The sequence below is a fragment of the Streptomyces sp. PU-14G genome, assembly GCF_041028275.1.
Classification (GTDB): Bacteria; Actinomycetota; Actinomycetes; order Streptomycetales; family Streptomycetaceae; genus Streptomyces.
Genome location: NZ_JASKYT010000110.1, coordinates 1 through 17,831 on the forward strand (window position 1 = coordinate 1; position 17,831 = coordinate 17,831).

The 17,831-nt window shown below is 69.6% G+C and carries 13 protein-coding genes and 1 pseudogene; 8 read left to right on the forward strand and 6 right to left on the reverse strand.

Annotation, left to right across the window (positions count from 1 at the left end; genetic code table 11):
* Positions 1-69 precede the first annotated feature (69 nt).
* The 4 genes from AB8Z75_RS15355 to AB8Z75_RS15370 all read right to left on the reverse strand — a co-directional run bounded on the left by AB8Z75_RS15355 (position 70) and on the right by AB8Z75_RS15370 (position 5,348).
* Complete coding sequence (locus AB8Z75_RS15355) at positions 70-1,902, reverse strand: beta-galactosidase family protein (protein ID WP_369202214.1); 1,833 nt, start codon at positions 1,900-1,902, stop codon at positions 70-72.
* Positions 1,899-2,774 carry a carbohydrate ABC transporter permease gene (locus tag AB8Z75_RS15360; RefSeq protein ID WP_369202216.1) on the reverse strand — a complete coding sequence of 292 codons (876 nt, stop codon included), beginning with the start codon at positions 2,772-2,774 and terminating at the stop codon, positions 1,899-1,901. Before AB8Z75_RS15360 ends, AB8Z75_RS15355 begins: the two co-directional genes overlap by 4 nt.
* Positions 2,771-3,754 carry a carbohydrate ABC transporter permease gene (locus tag AB8Z75_RS15365; protein WP_369202218.1) on the reverse strand — a complete coding sequence of 328 codons (984 nt, stop codon included), beginning with the start codon at positions 3,752-3,754 and terminating at the stop codon, positions 2,771-2,773. The genes AB8Z75_RS15360 and AB8Z75_RS15365 overlap by 4 nt, the downstream gene beginning before the upstream one ends.
* A gap of 310 nt (positions 3,755-4,064) precedes the next feature.
* Positions 4,065-5,348, reverse strand: coding sequence for an extracellular solute-binding protein (locus AB8Z75_RS15370; RefSeq protein ID WP_369202220.1), 1,284 nt, complete (start codon positions 5,346-5,348; stop codon positions 4,065-4,067).
* 228 nt (positions 5,349-5,576) lie between these two features.
* Here AB8Z75_RS15370 and AB8Z75_RS15375 point away from each other — a divergent pair, with 228 nt between their 5' ends.
* Complete coding sequence (locus tag AB8Z75_RS15375; protein WP_369202222.1) at positions 5,577-6,665, forward strand: LacI family DNA-binding transcriptional regulator; 1,089 nt, start codon at positions 5,577-5,579, stop codon at positions 6,663-6,665.
* A 127-nt stretch (positions 6,666-6,792) separates the two neighbouring features.
* On the opposite strand, the gene AB8Z75_RS15380 is transcribed toward AB8Z75_RS15375, so the two are convergent.
* Complete coding sequence (locus AB8Z75_RS15380; protein WP_369202224.1) at positions 6,793-7,479, reverse strand: right-handed parallel beta-helix repeat-containing protein; 687 nt, start codon at positions 7,477-7,479, stop codon at positions 6,793-6,795.
* Positions 7,480-7,503: 24 nt separating this feature from the next.
* Entirely contained in the window at positions 7,504-8,085 is a 582-nt protein-coding gene (locus tag AB8Z75_RS15385; protein ID WP_369202226.1) for a hypothetical protein, read from the reverse strand.
* A 71-nt stretch (positions 8,086-8,156) separates the two neighbouring features.
* Between AB8Z75_RS15385 and AB8Z75_RS15390 the strand changes: the two genes are divergently transcribed.
* From AB8Z75_RS15390 to AB8Z75_RS15420, 7 genes and pseudogenes are all read left to right on the forward strand, one after another.
* Positions 8,157-8,735, forward strand: coding sequence for a hypothetical protein (locus AB8Z75_RS15390; protein WP_369202228.1), 579 nt, complete (start codon positions 8,157-8,159; stop codon positions 8,733-8,735).
* Positions 8,736-8,851: 116 nt separating this feature from the next.
* Positions 8,852-9,862 carry a LacI family DNA-binding transcriptional regulator gene (locus AB8Z75_RS15395; protein ID WP_369202230.1) on the forward strand — a complete coding sequence of 337 codons (1,011 nt, stop codon included), beginning with the start codon at positions 8,852-8,854 and terminating at the stop codon, positions 9,860-9,862.
* Between the two features lie 323 nt (positions 9,863-10,185).
* A complete protein-coding gene (locus AB8Z75_RS15400) occupies positions 10,186-11,553 on the forward strand; it encodes an ABC transporter substrate-binding protein (RefSeq protein ID WP_369202232.1) in 1,368 nt (455 codons plus the stop codon).
* Positions 11,554-11,660: 107 nt separating this feature from the next.
* Positions 11,661-12,506 carry a carbohydrate ABC transporter permease gene (locus AB8Z75_RS15405; RefSeq protein ID WP_369202238.1) on the forward strand — a complete coding sequence of 282 codons (846 nt, stop codon included), beginning with the start codon at positions 11,661-11,663 and terminating at the stop codon, positions 12,504-12,506.
* A 4-nt stretch (positions 12,507-12,510) separates the two neighbouring features.
* On the forward strand, positions 12,511-13,392 hold the full coding sequence (locus AB8Z75_RS15410; RefSeq protein ID WP_369202234.1) for a carbohydrate ABC transporter permease: 882 nt from the start codon (positions 12,511-12,513) through the stop codon (positions 13,390-13,392).
* 63 nt (positions 13,393-13,455) lie between these two features.
* On the forward strand, positions 13,456-15,018 hold the full coding sequence (locus tag AB8Z75_RS15415; protein ID WP_369202236.1) for a glycoside hydrolase family 13 protein: 1,563 nt from the start codon (positions 13,456-13,458) through the stop codon (positions 15,016-15,018).
* A gap of 850 nt (positions 15,019-15,868) precedes the next feature.
* Positions 15,869-17,533, forward strand: a pseudogene (locus AB8Z75_RS15420) (glycosyl hydrolase); the annotation flags it as partial.
* Between the last annotated feature and the right edge of the window lie 298 nt (positions 17,534-17,831).

Genomic DNA, 17,831 nt, shown 5'->3' on the forward strand with positions numbered 1-17,831 from the left:
GGGGAGGGGCAGCGGGCGCGACGTGTTGCGTGACCGCCGCTCGTCAGCCGAGGCCGTGACGGCCGCTCGTCAGTCGAAGGTTTCGACGTACTGCTCTGTCGGCCCCAGCTCTGGCCGGTCGAGGAGGGCGACGTGTTCGCCGAACCGTTCGAGCTCCAAGACGGTGAACCGGTTGGCGCCGGCGCGCAGGAGAGGTCCTGGCACGTAGAGGGTGCGTTGGGGACCCACCTCCCAGTAGCGCCCGAGCAGCGTGTCGTTGACCCAGACGAATCCCTTGGCGAAGCCGGGCAGGGCGAGGAAGGTGTCGGCGGGTTCGACGAGGTCGAGGTGGGCGTGGGCGAAACCAGCCGTACCGCCGGGCGCGGCGGCCGAGGCGGCGCGGGCCGTCTCCCGCGGTGTCCACTCGTCCAGCGGGAACCGGCGCATGGACCACCCGTGCACGAGCCGGCGTTCCACCCGTACCCCGCCGAGAATGCCCTTGCCCTGGCCCAGAAGCGGCCCGTAGTTGATCCGCCCCTGGTTCTCCACCAGTAGCTCCAGCCGGGCCCGCTGTCCCGCGCCGTCCACCGTGAAGGAGGCCGTCTCGCGGTCGAGCACGGCCGTGGGTACTCCGTCGAGGAAGACCTGGGCGCGGTCGTGCAGCCCCGTCACGGTCACCTCCTGCCGGCCGCGGGGCAGCAGAGGATGAGCCGTGTAGAGCACCAGCCCTGCGGACTGCCGGAGTTCCTCGAAGCTGAGCGGTGACGGTGCACGCACCGGTTCCGCGGTCGCATACAACGCCTCCAGCAGGGCCGCCTGCCGGGTCACCGGCAGTGTCCTGGGCGTCAGCAAGGGCGGGTCGGCGGGCAGTGGCCGCTGGGGTGCCGCGTCACCGAGCACGGTGGCGATCGTCTCGCGCAGCGCGTGGAACTTCGGTGTGAGCGCGCCGTGTTCGGCCACGGGCGCGTCCGAGTCGTAGCTGGTGACGGTCGGCTGGAAGGACTCACCGTCGTGGTTGGCGCCGGCCCACAGCCCGAAGTTGCTGCCGCCGTGTGCCATGTACAGGCTGATGGAGCCGCCCGCGTCGAGGAGGTCGCGCACGGTGCCCGCGGCACTCTCGGTCGAGCGGACATGGTGTTTCTCGCCCCAGTGGTCGAACCAGCCGTTCCAGAACTCCGCGCAGAAGAACGGCTCGTCGGGGCGGCGCGTCCTCAGCAGTGCCGCGGCCTGGGCGGGCCGTGAGCCGAACGTCGATGCCGCCAGCTCGCCGGGCAGTGTGCCGCCGTCGAGCATCAGCGGGGTGGGCCCGTCGGCGGTGTAGAGAAGCTCGGTGATACCGCGGTCGACGAGGGCGTCGCGGACCCAGCGGAGGTAGACCTGGTCGTCTCCGTAGCTTCCGTACTCGTTCTCGATCTGCACGGCGACGAGGGGGCCGCCGTTCGAGGCCTGTAGTTGGGCCACCCTGGGGATGAGCGCGTCGAACCAGCGGCCGACAGCTTCCAGGAAGGGCGGATGGCTCGTGCGCGGGCGCATCCCCGGGGTGCCGGTGAGCCAGGGCGGCAGCCCGCCGTTGTCCCATTCGGCGCAGATATAGGGGCCCGGCCTCGCGATCACGTCCAGTCCGGCCCGCTGGGCCAGCCGGGCGAAGCGCGTCAGGTCGCGCCACCCGTCGAAGCGGATGTCCCCGGGGTGGCGCTCGTGGAAGTTCCACGGGATGTACGTGTCCACTGTGTTGAGCCCGAGTGCCGCCAGCCGGTCCAGGCGGTCCGCCCAGTGCTCGGGGTGGACGCGGAAGTAGTGCAGCGAGCCGGAGAGCACGCGGTGCGGCCGGCCGCCACGCAGGAACCGGCCGTCGGCGTGCGTCAGGACGGCAGCCGCTCCCTCGTCAGACGAGGCGGCGGGCCGGGTGGTCGGTGGGGTCACTTGAGGGCTCCGGCGGTCATGCCCGCGCGCCAGAACCGCTGGAGCGCGAGGAAGGCGATCACGAGGGGGATGACGGACACCAGCGAACCGATGACCACCAGCGGCGGAGGCACCGCGACATGGCTGGCGTTCCAGCCGACCAGGCCGACGGTGACCGGCTGCAGCCGGTCGTCGCCGAGCACCATGGAGGGCAGCAGGTAGTTGTTCCAGATCTCCACGAGCTGGAACAGGAAAATCGTCACCAGCGCCGGCAGCATCATGCGCAGGCCGATGCTGCGGAAGATCCTGAACTCGCCGGCGCCGTCGAGCCGTCCGGACTCCAGGACCTCGTCCGGCACGGTCTGCGCGGCGAACACCCGCGCCAGGTAGACGCCGAACGGGCTGACCACGCTCGGGAGCAGCACCGCGAGCGGATTGTCGATCAGGTGGATCCCGGAGAACATCAGGTACAGCGGCAGCGTGAACAGCACCTTGGGCACCAGCACGGCTGCCAGGATGGTCCCGAACAGCGCCCCGCGCCCGGGGAAGTCGTACTTGGCGAGGGCGTAGCCGGTCAGCGCCGACAGCGCCGTACCCACCAGCGCACCGACTCCGCAGTACAGCACGCTGTTGAGCATCCAGCGCCAGAAGATGCCGTCGTCCTGGCTGCTGAGCCGCGCGATGTTGTCGAACAGGCCGAAGCCGTCGAACCACAGACCCGTGCCGGAGAACTGCTCACCGAACGGCTTGCTCGCCGACACGACGAGCCACCACAGCGGAAACAGGAAGTACAGGGCGGACAGGCCGAGCAGGCCCATGACGGCACCCCGGCTGACGGGGGCGGTCTCCCTCCGTGGTCTGAGCGGAACCCGCTTCCCGGACACCGTGCTCATGCCTGGCCCTTTCGCTCGGTCAGCTTGAAGAACGCGAAGGACACCACGCCCACCGCCACCGCGAGCAGCACGGACTGGGCCGCCGCGTAGTGGTGGTTGCCCGCCGCCACGGCGCTCTGCGCGGACATGATGGGGGTGAAGGTGGAGGAGATGGACCCTCCCGAGACGGGCTGGAGCACGGTCGGCTCGTTGAACAGCTGGGCCGAGCCGATGATGGAGAACACGGTGGTGAGCACCAGCGCGCCGCGTACGGCCGGGATCTTGATGCTCCAGGCGATCCGGATGGCCGAGGCGCCGTCCATCCGTGCGGCTTCCAGCACCTCGGAGGGGATCGATTGGAGGGCGGAGTAGATGATGATGGCGTTATAGCCGGCCCAGCTCCAGGTGACGATGTTGGCCACGGACCACAGGGCCAGATCCTCGTCGAAGAAGGGGACGGCCGTGCCGAGAGGCTCCAGCAGCCGGTTGATCGGACTCGACTGCGAGGAGTACATGAACGACCACACGAGCGCGGCGCTCACCCCCGGGATGGCGTACGGGAGGAAACTGGAGAGCCGGAAGAAGCCTCTGCCCCGCGCGGACTTGGCGTCGAACAGCAGGGCCAGTACCAGGGCGAGGCCCAGCATCACGGGCACCTGGACGACGCCGAACAGCGCGACCCGGCCGAGCGAGGAGGTGAACGCGTCGTCCTGGAGAGCTTGGGTGTAGTTGCTGAGCGGGTCGAACTCGGCGGTGGGCGCGGTGAGTCCGAGCCCGGTGCGGTGCAGCGCGAACAGGCTGCTGACGGCCGCGTAGGCGATGGGCGCCAGATACATGCCGGCGAACAGCACGATGAACGGGGCGCAGAACAGCAGCGGTCTCAGCCGGCGCGCGCGTGGTGGCGACGGCCGGGTTCCCGGACGGCGGCTGCGGCCCGGCGGCGAGGTGCCGTCGGAGCCTCGGGGGGCGCCGGCTCTGACCGGGGCGGCGAGGTGAGTCACGGTCGGTCTTCCTTATCTGGAAGCTGCGGACTGATGGGTGTCGGGACGGAGGACCGGGCGACCGGCGTCGGCAAGCGCGTCAGCGACAGCGACAGCGCGTCGGCGTCGACGCGTCAGCGACAGCGCGTGGATGCGTCGGTGCGTCGGCGTCAACGTGCCGGCGACAGCGCGTCGGTGCGTCAGCGTCAACGCGCCGGTCTGAGACGGCCGGCGGACTCGCGCGGACGGTGAGGCGACGAGAGCGGATGCGCCGGGGTGCGGGCCCGGCCCCGGGGCCTCCGCCCCGCCCCCCCCCGCCGCAACCGGGTGCCTAGTCCGAGACCGAGAGGCCCTGTTTCTTCATCTCCGAGCGGGTCTTGTCCTGCGCGGTGCGCAGCGCGCCGGCAATGCTCCCCTTGCCCACCCACGCCTTGCCGAGGCCGTCGTTGAGGTCGGTCGACGTCTTGGTCATCAGCGGGCCCCACGTCCAGTCGGGGTCGACGTGCGGGGAGGCGTTGGCGAACACCTTGTAGATGTTCTGGCCGCCGAAGTACGGGTCGGCCTTCAGTTGCGGCAGGTCGAGCAGGTCGGTGGCGGCGGGGTACAGGGCTGCCTCGTCGACAAGGCCGCCGAACGCCTTCTTGTCGGTACTCATCCAGTGGGCGAACTCCCAGGCCGCCTCCGAGTCGTCGCACCCCTTGAGGACGGCGGTGGCGGATCCGCCCGAGTTGCCGACCCGCTGCTCGCCCTCGGTCCACTGGGGCATCGGCGCGACGGCCCAGTCACCGGACGCCTTCTTCACCCCGCCCTTGATGGTCCCGGCCTGCCACACGGCGCCGACGACCGTGGCGATGTCGCCGTTGCCGAGCCCGGTGTACCAGGCCTGGTCGTACATCGGCGCACTGCTGATCAGGCCGTCGTCCGTGAGCGACTGCCAGTAGTCCGCGACCTTCTTGTTCGCCGCCGAGTCCATGGTCGTCTGCCAGGAGTCGTTCTCGGTCCCGAACCACTTGGCGCCTGCCTGCCAGGCGAGTCCCGCGTAGTCGTAGTCCATGTAGGGCGAGGAGATGTAGCGCTTCGGGTCCGAGGCGTGGATCTTCTTCGCCGCCGACCTGTACGCGGCCCAGGTCTTCGGGGGTTCGAGGTCGAGCGAGTCGAAGACCTTCTTGTTGTAGAACAGCGCCATGGGGCCGGTGTCGACGGGGGCGCCGTAGACGTTGCCGGCCAGCGTCACCGACTGCCAGGCGGCGTCCACGTAGTCGTCCTTGTCCGCGGACGCGTACTCGGCGACGTTCTCCAAGGCGCCCTGGGTCGCGAAGCTGGGTATCGTCTCGTACCCGACCTGGGCCAGACAGGGCGCGTTGCCGGCCTTCACGGCGTTCAGCATCTTCTGGTAGCCGCCCTTGGCGCCAGGCTGCACCGACTGGTAGTCGACGACGATGTCCGGGTGGCTCTTGTTGAACGCTGCGACGGCGTCGTCGTACCCGGGAGCCCAGCCCCAGAATGTTATCGATGCCTTTCCGGAGGCCGAACCGGACCCGGTGCACCCGGAGACGGTGAGGGCCAGGGCGAGAGCTCCCGCCAGTCCGGCACATCGGGCAGTGGACCGCTTCACAGCTCCTCCTGGATGCCATGACAGGGCGGAGGAGAGGCCTCCGCGGGTCGACGATCAGCATGAGATGCCAGCTGGGCCCTGGGGCGGCCGATCGCTGATGGCCGAAACTATGGCAGACAATGTTATCGATGCCAAGGGTCGTTTTCCGGGGTGGGCAGAGCGCTGTAGGATCCCGGATGACAGGCCATGTTGGCGATATCATCGGTGGAATGCTTCGAGGCGGGGACCATGACGAAGCAGAGCGACGGCGGGAAGCGACCGCCGAGTATGACGGACGTGGCCCGGGCCGCCGGAGTCTCCGCGCAGACGGTCTCGCGCGTGCTCTCCGACCACCCCAACGTGCAGGACAAGACGCGCGCGAAGGTGTTGGCGGCGGTCGCACAGCTCGACTACCGCCGCAACAACGCCGCCCGTATGCTCTCCTCCGGCCGCAGCCGCACGCTCGGCGTGGTGACTCTGCGAACCAGCTTCTACACGCGGGCGGCGGTCACCTCCGGCATCGAGCGCGCCGCCCAGGCCGCCGGTTACGCGGTCAGCACCGCGACCACCGCCTCGCTGGACACATCCGCCATCGAGGCCGCCCTCTCGCGGCTCACCGATCAGGGTGTCGAGGGGATCATCCTGGCGGTGCCGCTGATCCACAGCAGTCCGCGGCTCGAACAGCTCACCCGGGCCACGCCCACCCTCACCATCGACGGTTCACGCACCGACGCCACCGAGGTCGTGGCCGTCGACCAGTCCCTCGCGGCTCGCCTGGCCACCCAGCACCTGCTGGACCTGGGCCACGAGACGGTCTGGCACATCGCGGGCCCCGAGGAGTGGCTGGAGGCAGCCAGCCGCCGGGACGGATGGCGTGCGACGCTCGCGGCGGCGGGCCGGTCCGCGCCACCACCGCTGGAGGGCGACTGGTCACCCGCGTCCGGGCACCGCAACGGCCTGGTCCTGGGGCGGATCCGCGACGTCACCGCGATCTTCGTGGCCAGCGACGAGATGGCCTTCGGGGTCATCAGGGCGCTGCACGAGCTGGGCCGGCGCGTCCCCGACGACGTCTCCGTGGTCGGCGTCGACGACATCGAACTGGCGGAGTACTGCTCACCGCCCCTGACCACCGTCGCCCAGCCGTTCGCGCAGATGGGGGAGCTCGCTGTTGCTCACCTGCTGCGGTACATCACCGCACCGGAGGCGGTACCCGCACCCGCGCTGGTGGAGCCGCGCCTCGTCGTACGCGCGAGTACCGCGCCTGCTGTGAACCCGGGCGTGCGCGACGCCGACGGCCCGGCGGGGACGCAGCCGGTCACGAGCGGGTTGCCGAAGTAGTCGCGGCTGCCGGGCCCGGTGATGACACGGCCGTTCGCGAGTGCGGACGAGCCGGCCTGGAGGCGGTAGCCGTCGGCGTCGGTGCGCGAGGTCGCGGTGCCGGGCGCGGCGAGCTTCGGGTCCGTCGTCACCTTGTGCGGGTCGGCGGGCTCACCGGACGGGTGGTTGCCGTAGAAGACGTTGGAGTCGAAGCCGAGCCGCCCGTGTCGACGTAGGCGGCCTCGGACGTGGCCACATGGAAGATGTTGTTGCTGAAGGCCGCGTTGGCGGCGGCGGAGCCGTTGCCGTTGTTGATGACATCGACCGGCTCGGCGAGGTGGAAGGTGTTGTTGTAGATCTGCGTGTTGGTCGTCTTCGCGCAGACCATGTCGAAGAGCTGCCCGCCGTCGTTCTGGCTGATGTTGTAGCGGACGACGTTGTCGGCCGACGTGGAACCCGAGCCGTTGCACAGGAGTATGAAGCCACCCTCGTTGTCGTGGCTGTAGTTGTACTGGTAGACGGTGCGGGTGTTCGCCTCGTCGATGTCCAGGCCCTGGCCGTCGCATGTGGTCTTGCCGCCGCTGACCTCGTTGTGCTGGTACAGGGCGTCCACGGTGTTCCAGCCCCAGATTCCGGCGGCGCAGTGTGCGGGTTCACGCTCGCGGAAGCCGTCGACCTCGTTGTACTCCACGAGCGCGCCGTCGGTGTGGTGCGGCACGATCGCGTCGCCCCCGATGTCGGAGACGGAGTTGCCGCGGATCACCACATCTGTCTGCGGCGTCCAGGACCCGCAGGTCGAGCCGCAGTTGGGGTTCTGCAACTCCGGGCGCCGCATCCAGCGCGTCCAGAAGTGGATACCCTAGCGGTCGACGGTCTTGATCGTGTTGTTCAGGATGGCGACGTCGTCGAACCGGGTCGCTTTCGTGTGGCCGAGCACCTCGAAGAGGATGCCCGCACTGGCGTCGTCGTCCTTCTTGGTCTGGTTGCCGTTGACGTCGTGGATGTCCAGTCCGCTGAGCCGGTAGTGCGTCCCCGTCCCGGAGTCGGCGCGGGTGATGTGGACACCGCGCCGGGTGGCGGCGGCGTCGCCCTGGTTGGAGATGTCGAGGTTGCTGATCTCCCAGTACTGCTGGTCCGCGAGCCGGACCGCGTCGGTCACCTGACCGGCGCCGGCGAGCTCGGGCTTGGCCCCGGTGCCGTACGCGTCGACGGTGATCGGCTGCCCTTCGGCCCCCGACCCCTTGGGGTAGAGCTGCTGGCCCTCGCAGGTGGAGCCGCGTTTGAGGAGGATCGAGTCGCCCGGCTGGAAGGTGTGGGAGTTCACCTGCTCCCACGTGTTCCAGGGCGCGGACCGGCTGCCGTCACCGGCGGTGGCGGCACCGCAGTCCACGTAGAAGGACGGTGCCCGCTGTGACGCCTGCGCAGGGGCCGTGGCCCACACGCGTCCCCGTCCCCGCACAGGCGCTGCCGGCGCCGACAGCGCCTGTGCGGGGCCCCTGTAGGGTCCGTCGCATGGCGACGTCCCGACCACTGCTCGACCGCCTCAAGGCGGACCATGAGGCGGCCCAGCTGGCCTCTTTCCCGTTCGAGTTCGACATCCTCGCGAGGGCTTATGGCCCCCTCACGCACGTGGAACCGGTGCGGTTGGCCTCCGGCGCCCCGCTCGAACCGATCGCGAAGGACCACGGGGGCGGTACGTACTTCTTCTGCGGTGAGGGTGACGGCGAGGACCGTCCCGTGCTCTTCGCCGACTCCGAGGGCTCCGCCGGAATGGTCGGGACCGGCCTGCGGGAGGCGCTTCTCCTGTTGGTCGGGCTGCCGTGCTCCGGGGAGGCGCTGTACTGGGAGAGGGAGGGGCGGCAGATGGACGAACGGGCGCTCCGGGCCCTGCGTGACGAGGACGACGCGGAGTACATCGAGGCCGCCGGGCTCGAAGACCTGCCCGGAATGCGCGCCGAACTCCTCGACCGCCTCGGGCTGGCTCCGCTCCCTTCGCTGGTCTGGCTGCTGGAGCGCGCGCGTGCCGCCGCTGCCCTCGACGCGACTCATGTGCTCATCAACGAAGAGGGCCTCGCCTACCAGCAGGACTGACGACGGGGTCGAAGTCCGGTTCCGCCGTACGCCGAGGCCGGACCGCCGTCCGGGCTCCCCGCGTGCTCGCCCGAAGCACGCAAGTCGCTTGCAAAACTTGCGCTACTGTTGCGTGTATGACGCGACGACTTGCGCAGGTGGCGCAGAAGGTGGGTGTCTCGGAGGCCACGGTCAGCCGGGTGCTCAACGGGAAACCCGGGGTCTCTCAGGGGACGCGGCAGGCCGTTCTGACGGCGCTGGACGTACTGGGATACGAGCGCCCGACACAGCTGCGCGGGGAGCGCGCCCAGTTGATCGGCCTGGTGCTGCCTGAGCTGACGAACCCGATCTTCCCGGCCTTCGCCGAGGTCGTCGGCGGCGCGCTCGCGCAGCGCGGACTGACCCCGGTGCTGTGCACCCAGACCCCGGGCGGCATCCAGGAGACCGACTATGTGGAGTTGCTGCTCCAGCAGCAGGTCTCCGGCGTGGTGTTCGCCGGCGGACTGTACGCGCAGGAGGACGCCCCGCACGAGCACTACAGGCTGCTGCACGAGCGCCGGCTGCCGGTGGTGCTGGTCAACGCGCCCATTCCGGGGCTGGACTTCCCCTGCGTCTCCACCGACGACGCGGTGGCGGTGGAGCAGGCCTGGCGGCACCTGAGTTCGCTCGGACACCAGCGGATCGGGCTGGCGCTCGGGCCCTCCGACCACGTCCCCTCCCGGCGCAAGCTGGCGGCCGGGAAGGCCGCGGCGCAGGTGGCGGGCGCAGAGTTGCCCGAGGCGTTCGCGGTGCGCGGCATGTACTCGATGGAGGGCGGTCAGGCAGCCGCCGCCCGGCTGCTGGACGCCGGTGTCACCGGCATCGTCTGCGCCAGCGACATCATCGCTCTGGGCGCGGTGCGGGCCGCCCGCAGGCGCGGGCTCTCGGTCCCCGGGGACGTGTCCGTGGTGGGCTACGACGACTCGCCTCTGATGGCCGTCACCGACCCTCCGCTCTCCACCATCCGGCAGCCCATCGACGCGATGGGGCGCGCCGCGGTCCAGCTGCTCACCGCCCAGCTCGACGGGAAGGAAGTCGTCCGCGACGAGATCCTCTTCGAGCCGGAGCTGGTTGTGCGCGCTTCCACCGGGCCCGCTCCGCAGGACTGACGCGACAGCCCTCCGAACCTGGCGGGTCGCGCGTCCCACGGCGTCTCCGCACCAGGTCACACCCTCTCCGAAGCCCTGCGTCCCGACTGGGACGCAGGGCTGTTCGTCGTGTGGCCCGGCGGTGTCCTCCTCGCCATCGCCGACGCTATCGGCTTTTTGCAATAAACGCGCGGGATATTGCGCTCCGTTGACCCCGGTGGTTGAGTGAGCGCCACGCCCGGCGCCCAGGGCCTCGCGGCGGAGTCGTGCCCGTGGGGCCGCTCCCACGCCGCGCGCACAGCGCACCACTGAGCCGCTGATCACCGCCCGGAAGGGGTCCACCGATGCCAATCGCGAGAAGCCGTACGCTCGGGCTCGCCACCGTGACCGTTCTCGCGCTGTCCGCCCTGGCCGCTTGCGGTACCAGCAGCGACAGCGCGGACACGGAGTCCGGTGGCAGGGTGAGGCTCGACGTCAACGGACAGCCGCCCAAGACCCAGGCGTTCGAGCGCAAGCTCTTCGACAAGCACGTCAGGCAGTTCGAGAAGGCCAACCCGGACATCGACATCGTGCCCCACGAGGGGTTCATGGATCCGAAGACCTTCAACGCGAAGCTGGCCGGCGGCAAGCTCGAGGACGTCTTCTACGTCTACTTCACCGACACCCGGGCTCTGATCGACAAGCGGCAGGCAGCGGACATCACGGACGCCGTCAGGGACATGCCGCACCGCGAGGACGTCCAGGACCAGCTGATGAAGGTCTTCCAGGACGACGAGGGCCGGCAGTTCGGGCTCCCGACGGCAAACTACTCGATGGGCCTGGTCTACAACCGCAAACTGTTCGAGAAGGCCGGTCTCGACCCCGACCAGCCGCCGAAGACCTGGGCGGACGTGCGCAAGGCGGCCGAGAAGATCGCCGCACTGGGCGACAACACCGTCGGTTACGCCGACTTCTCCAAGAACAACCAGGGCGGCTGGCACTACACCGCTGAGCTGTACTCGCGCGGCGGCCGGGTCGCTGAGGAGGACGGCGGCACGTGGAAAGCGGCGTTCAACACCGCGGAGGGCAGGGCCACTCTCCAGGATCTGCACGACATGCGCTTCAAGGACGACTCGATGGGCAGCAAGCAGCTGCTCCAGGCCGAGGACGTGCAGCGGATGATGGGTTCGGGCAGGCTCGGCATGTACCTCTCGGCGGCCGACAACATCAGCGTCATCGCCAAGCAGTTCGGTGGGGAGTACGAGGACTACGGCCTGGCTCCGGTGCCGGACGCGAAGTCCACGCTGCTCGGCGGGGAGGGGTACATGATCAACCCCAAGGCGTCACCGGAACAGGTCAAGGCCGGGGTCAAGTGGCTCCAGTGGAAGTTCCTCAACCCCTCCCTGATCGAGCAGAACGTCGCCGACCACGTGAAGGACGAACTTCCGGTCGGGCTGCCCATGCCGCCCACGCCGGACATCTGGAAGGGCTCGGTCCGCGAGCAGGTCGAGCAGATCAAGAAGAAGAACGCCAACGTGCCGACGGACAACTACGAGTCCTTCATGCAGGCCGCGCCCAACGTGCCGGGCGTGATCGAGCCACCGAAGGCCCAGGAGGTCTACGCGGTGCTCGACTCGGTCATGCAGGCCGTCCTGACCCAGAAGGACGCCGACATCGACAGGCTTCTCGACGATGCCGAGAAGAAGGTCGACGCGATCTACAGCGCCTCCTGATGAGCACCTCGCTGAAGACGCCTCCTCGGCGGGCGGTCACGCTCTCGCCGTCGCCGCCCGCAGCGCCGAAGCGGCGGGGCGCCCGTCGCCGCTCACTGCGCGAGCACATGACGGCGTACGGCTTCCTCAGTGCCGCCCTGGTGATCTTCGCGCTGTTCTCCTGGTGGCCGATCGTCCGCAACATAACTCTCGGCTTCCAGCACGTGAATTTCGCGACGGGGAACACCTGGGCCGGCTTCGCCAACTTCGACAAGCTGTTCCACGACCCGCTGTTCCTGACGGCTTGGAAGAACACGGCGCTGTTCACGCTGTACGCGCTGGTGCTGGGGTTCGCGGTACCGTTCCTGACGGCGGTGCTGCTCAACGAGTTCCGGCACGCGAGGGCGTACTTCCGGATTCTGGTCTACCTGCCGGTGATGCTGCCGCCGGTGGTGGTGGCGCTGATGTGGAAGTGGTTCTACGACCCGGGCCCTGGGCTGCTCAACGAGATTCTCCGCACGGTGCACCTGCCGACCTCGGCCTGGCTGGACTCCTCCTCCACCTCCCTGCTCTCCCTGGTCCTCGTCACGACCTGGGCCAACATGGGCACCACGACGCTGATCTACCTGGCCGCGCTCCAGACCATCCCCGGTGAGCTGTACGAGGCGGCGGAGCTCGACGGCGCCAACCTGTGGCAGCGGCTGCGCCACGTCACCGTCCCGCAGACCAGGTTCGTGCTCCTGGTCCTGCTGCTGCTCCAGATCGTCGCGACGATGCAGGTGTTCACCGAGCCGTACGTGATGACAGGCGGCGGCCCGCAGGACTCCACGGTGACCGTGATGTTCCTGGTCTACCGCTACGCCTTCGTCTACAACGACTTCGGGACCGCCAGCGCGCTGAGCCTGCTGCTTCTGCTCTTCCTGGGCGCCTTCTCCGCCCTCTATCTGCGGGTCACCCGCGGTTCCAAGGAGTGACCTGATGTCCGCCTCCATGCGCACTCTCGTACGCCCCGCGGTCCTGCGGACCCGCAGGGGCCGGATGATCTACTGGTCGGTTCTCGCCGTCTCGCTGGTGCTGTTCACGGTGGCCTTCATCGTGCCGCTGTACTGGGCGGCGACCGGTGCCATGAAGTCGCCCTCCGAACTGGCGCGGAACCCGCCCACGTACGTGCCGCAGACCTGGCACCCGGAGAACTACGCCAAGGCGTGGCGGGAGATGGACCTGGCCCGCTACTTCCTGAACACGGTCGTGCTCGCCGGCGGGGCCTGGCTGGTGCAACTGGCGGTGCAGGTGCCGGCCGCGTACGCACTCTCGAAACTCCGTCCCCGGTTCGGCAACGTGGTCCTCGGGCTGATGCTGCTGACCTTGATGATGCCCGCCACCGCGCTGCTGGTGCCGGTCTACCTCACCGTCGTGGACGTCCCCCTGTTCAACCGGAACCTGATCAACAGCCCGAGCGCGGTCTGGCTGCCCGCCGCAGCCAACGCCTTCAACATCTACATCCTGAAGAACTTCTTCGACCGCATCCCCGACGAACTGCTGGACGCCGCGAAGATCGACGGCGCGGGCCCGCTGCGCACCATGTGGCGCGTGGTCCTCCCGCTGTCCCGGCCGATCCTCGCCGTCGTCTCCCTCCTGTCCATCGTCACGGCCTGGAAGGACTTCCTCTGGCCTTTGCTGGTGCTGCCCGACCCCGCGCGGCAGCCGCTGAGCGTGTTCCTGCAACGGGTGGCCCAGGACACCCCGCTCAACAGCCTGGTCGCCGGACTCGTGATGGCCTCGCTGCCGCTGATCGCGCTGTTCCTGGTCTTCCAGCGCCAGATCATCGCCGGGCTGGGCGCCGGCAGCCTCAAGGGCTGACCCGGCCGCCGGGCCCGGCCCCGCGCCAGGCGGCTCAAGCATCTCCCTCGAAAGGACTCCCTCTTGTCACGGACGGAGTGGTGGCGCAGTGCTGCCATCTACCAGGTGTACGTGCGTTCCTTCGCGGACGGGAACGGGGATGGCACAGGCGATCTGGACGGCGTGCGCTCCCGGCTGCCCTACCTGGCCGAGCTGGGCGTGGACGCGCTCTGGTTCACCCCGTGGTACCTCTCGCCGCTCGCCGACGGCGGTTACGACATCGCCGACTACCGCGCCATCGACCCGGCCTTCGGCACCCTCGACGAGGCCGAGAAGCTGATCGCCGAGGCCGGCGAGCTGGGGATGCGCTGCATCGTGGACGTCGTCCCGAACCACGTCTCCGACCAGCACGAGTGGTTCAAGGCCGCGCTGGCCGCGGGGCCCGGATCCCCCGAGCGCGAGCTGTTCCACTTCCGGCCGTACTCGCCCCAGCCGCCCAACAACTGGGTGGGGGAGTTCGGCGGGGTGCCGTGGTCCCGGACCGAGGACGGCGAGTGGTATCTGCACCTTTTCGCGCCCGAGCAGCCCGACCTCAACTGGAACCACCCGCAGGTGCGCAAGGAGCACGAGGAGGTGTTGCGGTTCTGGTTCGAACGCGGCGCGGCAGGGGTGCGGATCGACTCCGCCGCGCTCCTGGCGAAGGCCGACGGGCTGCCCTCGACCGACCCGGACCGCCCGCACCCCTTCCACGACCGGCCTGAGCTGCACGACATCTACCGCTCCTGGCGGAGGATCGCCGAGGAGTACGGTGCGGCGCTGATCGGGGAGATCTGGCTGCCCGACGCCGAACGGTTCGCCCGCTACCTGCGCCCTGACGAGCTGCACACCGCCTTCAACTTCGACTTCCTCTCCCGCCCATGGGACCCGGCGCAGCTGTGGGAGTCGATCGAGCTCACTCTGGCCACGCACGCCCCGGTCGGCGCGCCGGCCACCTGGGTGCTGGCCAACCACGACGTGACCCGCACGGTCACCCGCTACGGGCGGGCCGAGGACACCGGCTTCGCCTTCGAACGGAAGCGCTTCTCGGTCCCCACCGACCTGGCGCTCGGTACGCGGCGGGCGCGGGCGGCAGCGCTGCTCACCCTGGCGCTGCCCGGCGCCGTCTACCTGTACCAGGGTGAGGAGCTGGGGCTGCCCGAGGTGGAGATCCCCCGGGAGCTGATCCAGGATCCGATGCACGCCCGCTCCGGCGGGATCGACCCCGGCCGGGACGGCTGCCGGGTACCGCTGCCCTGGGAGGGTGCCCCCGAGCGGAGCTGGCTGCCCGCGCCGCCGGACTGGGCCCGGTACGCCGCCGAGCGGCAGGCGTACGACCCGGACTCGATGCTCTCCCTCTACCGCACGGCCCTGCGGCTGCGGCGCTCCTTCGGCGACGCGGGACCGCTGCGTCGGCTGCGCGCGGACGAGCCGGGGGTGCTCTCCTTCGCCCGCACCGCGGAGCGGGACGGCGTCACCTGGATCTGTCTGGTCAACTTCGGCCCCGACGAGGTGGTGCTGCCCTCGGACACCGAACTCCTGCTGGCGAGCGGCCCTTTGTCCCCGCGGGGGCTGCTGCCGCGGGACACGGCGGTCTGGCTGCGGGCCTGAGCGCCCGCGGCCGGGCCGCGACCCCCACGAAGAAGAAAATGTCATGCGCACGACACGATTGAGCGGCAGAGCGTGGCGGTCAGCGCTGGCGGCCACGCTCGGCACCGGCCTGTTGCTGACCAGCTGGCAGATGGTGCCGGTCCACGCGGCCAGCGGCTCCGACCCCCTCCCGCTGCGCCTCACCGGGCAGGGCACGGCACGCGTTCAGGACGGCGACCCTGACACGTACGCAAAAGGCAGCAGCAAGGGCTGGGTCACGGCGGACCTGGGCGCGACCCGACGCCTGGACCGGGCCGAGGTCCGGCTGCCCGGCGCGGACCGGACCGTACGCCTCGAGGGCTCGGCCAACGGCGAGGACTTCAGCGAGCTGTCCGGCCTCACGGCCCGCACAGGGAAGGTCACCTTCACGCTGCACGGCGCGGCGGTCCGCTACCTGCGCGTCACCGGTGCCGAGAAGGTGTCGGAGCTCGCGGTCCACGCGGCGCGCTCCGGCGACACCGCCCCGCCCGCGGCCCCGGCCGAGACGGCGCTGAAGGGCACCACGCTCAGCTGGCAGCACACCGCGGGAGCCACCGGGTACGACGTGTACGCGAACGGCGAGCTGCGCGCCAGCCTCCCGGCGAAGACGCTGCGCTGGAAGGACACCGCCGCTCCGGGGCCGCGCGAGAAGAAGGTCACCTACGCGGTACGGGCCAGGGACGCGGCCGGGAACCAGTCACCTGACAGCCATGCCGTCACCCGCACCGTTCCCGCCGGGACCGCCGCGCGCGCCGAGGCCGCCTTCACACCGCCCAAGAGCGGTGCCGCCTTGGCGCGAACCGGCACCGAGCAGGCCGAGCGAGCCGAGGCAGGGCGCGGTGCCCGGATGCCATACACCACCGTCGAGGCCGAAGCCGGCACCACCGGCGGCGGCGCACAGGTCATCGGGCCCAACCGGAAGATCGGCGACCTGGCGGGAGAGGCGTCGGGACGGAAGGCCGTGACGCTGGAGGAGACCGGCCAGTACGTGGAGTTCACCGCACCGGTGGAGACCAACACCCTGGTCACCAGGTTCTCCATACCGGACGGCACGGACGCCACGCTCAACGTCTACGTCGACGGGGAGAAGACCGAGCCGTTCGGTCTGACCTCCGCGTACGCGTGGCTGTACGGGCCCGAAGCGGCGCCCGTGAACGACCCGAACGCGGGCCCGCCGCGGCACATCTACGACGAGGCGCACCTCGATCTGGGCCGCACCGTCCCGGCAGGCGCGAAGATCAGGCTGCAGAAGGACGGCGGCAACACCTCCAGGTACGCGATCGACTTCGTCGACTTCGAGAAGGCCACGGCCGCACCCAACCCGGACCCGGACGCGTTCGTCGAGCCGGCCGGCACCGGTCACCAGGACGTACAGAACGCCCTGGACACGGCACGGATGGACACCACGGGGAAGATCCAGGGCGTCTACCTGCCGCCGGGCGACTACGAGACCTCCAGCAAGTTCCAGGTCTACGGCAAGCCGGTCAAGGTGATCGGAGCCGGTCCGTGGTTCACCCGCTTCCACGCACCGTCCGGGCAGCAGAACACCGACATCGGCTTCCGCGCCGACCAGGGCGCCAACGGTTCGACGTTCTCCGGCTTCGCGTACTTCGGCAACTACACCTCCCGCATCGACGGCCCCGGCAAGGTGTTCGACTTCCGGGACGTCTCCGGCATCACGATCGAGAACATCTGGGCCGAGCACATGGTGTGCCTCTACTGGGGTGCGAACACGGACCGGATGACGCTGAAGGACAACCGCATCCGCAACACCTTCGCCGACGGCCTCAACATGACCAACGGGTCCACCGACAACCTGGTCACCAACAACGAGGCGCGCGCCACCGGGGACGACTCGTTCGCGCTGTTCTCCTCCACCGACGCGGGCGGCACCGACCAGAAGAACAACGTCTACGAGAAACTCACCAGCAAGCTCACCTGGCGGGCGGCAGGCGTGGCGGTCTACGGCGGCCACCTCAACACCTTCCGCGACATCCACGTCGCCGACACTCTGGTCTACTCCGGCATCACCGTCTCCTCGCTGGACTTCGGCTACCCGATGAACGGCTTCGGCCCCGACCCGACGCGACTGGAGAACATCAGCGTCGAGCGCGCCGGCGGTCACTTCTGGAACGGGCAGACCTTCCCCGGCGTCTGGATGTTCTCCGCCTCGAAGCCGTTCCGCGCCATCCGGGTGGACGACGTCGACATCACAGAACCGACCTACCACGGCATCATGTTCCAGACCAACTACGTGGGCGGTCAGCCGCAGCACCCGGTCGAGGACACGGTGCTGTCCGACGTCACGGTCTTCGGCGCGCACAAGTCCGGTGACGAGTTCGACGACAGGTCCGGTTTCGGCATCTGGGCCAACGAGATGCCGGAACAGGGACAGGGCCCCGCCGTCGGCGAGGCCACCTTCAAGAACCTCACTCTGAAGGACAACGCCGAGGACATCAGGAACACCACCTCCACATTCAAGATCAACGTGGAGTGAGACCTTTCGGTGCAGCCCCTCCCGCGGGGACGCCCCGTAAGCCCTGGGGCCTTTCGTTTGGATCTTGCTGGGCTCGCGGGGCCCGGCACGHKCTCTCGCRAGGCGGAGGAAGGAGTCCCTGCGGAGCAGCGGCGACTGACGACAACGCCCGTAAGCCCTGGGGCCTTTCGTTTGGATCTTGCTGGGCTCGCGGGGCCCGGCACGCACTCTCGCGGCGTTGTCGTCAGTCGCCGCTGCTCCGCAGGGACTCCTTCCTCCGCCTTGCGAGAGCACGCACCGGGCCCCGCGAGCCCAGCAA

What these genes read in the sequence shown, in the direction of transcription:
- AB8Z75_RS15360 (WP_369202216.1), bottom strand. Translation starts at nt 2,774, where the DNA reads ATGAGCACGGTGTCCGGGAAGCGGGTTCCGCTCAGACCACGGAGGGAG.
- AB8Z75_RS15375 (WP_369202222.1), top strand. Translation starts at nt 5,577, where the DNA reads ATGACGAAGCAGAGCGACGGCGGGAAGCGACCGCCGAGTATGACGGAC.
- AB8Z75_RS15380 (WP_369202224.1), bottom strand. Translation starts at nt 7,479, where the DNA reads ATGCGGCGCCCGGAGTTGCAGAACCCCAACTGCGGCTCGACCTGCGGG.
- AB8Z75_RS15390 (WP_369202228.1), top strand. Translation starts at nt 8,157, where the DNA reads ATGGCGACGTCCCGACCACTGCTCGACCGCCTCAAGGCGGACCATGAG.
- AB8Z75_RS15395 (WP_369202230.1), top strand. Translation starts at nt 8,852, where the DNA reads ATGACGCGACGACTTGCGCAGGTGGCGCAGAAGGTGGGTGTCTCGGAG.
- AB8Z75_RS15400 (WP_369202232.1), top strand. Translation starts at nt 10,186, where the DNA reads ATGCCAATCGCGAGAAGCCGTACGCTCGGGCTCGCCACCGTGACCGTT.
- AB8Z75_RS15405 (WP_369202238.1), top strand. Translation starts at nt 11,661, where the DNA reads ATGACGGCGTACGGCTTCCTCAGTGCCGCCCTGGTGATCTTCGCGCTG.
- AB8Z75_RS15410 (WP_369202234.1), top strand. Translation starts at nt 12,511, where the DNA reads ATGTCCGCCTCCATGCGCACTCTCGTACGCCCCGCGGTCCTGCGGACC.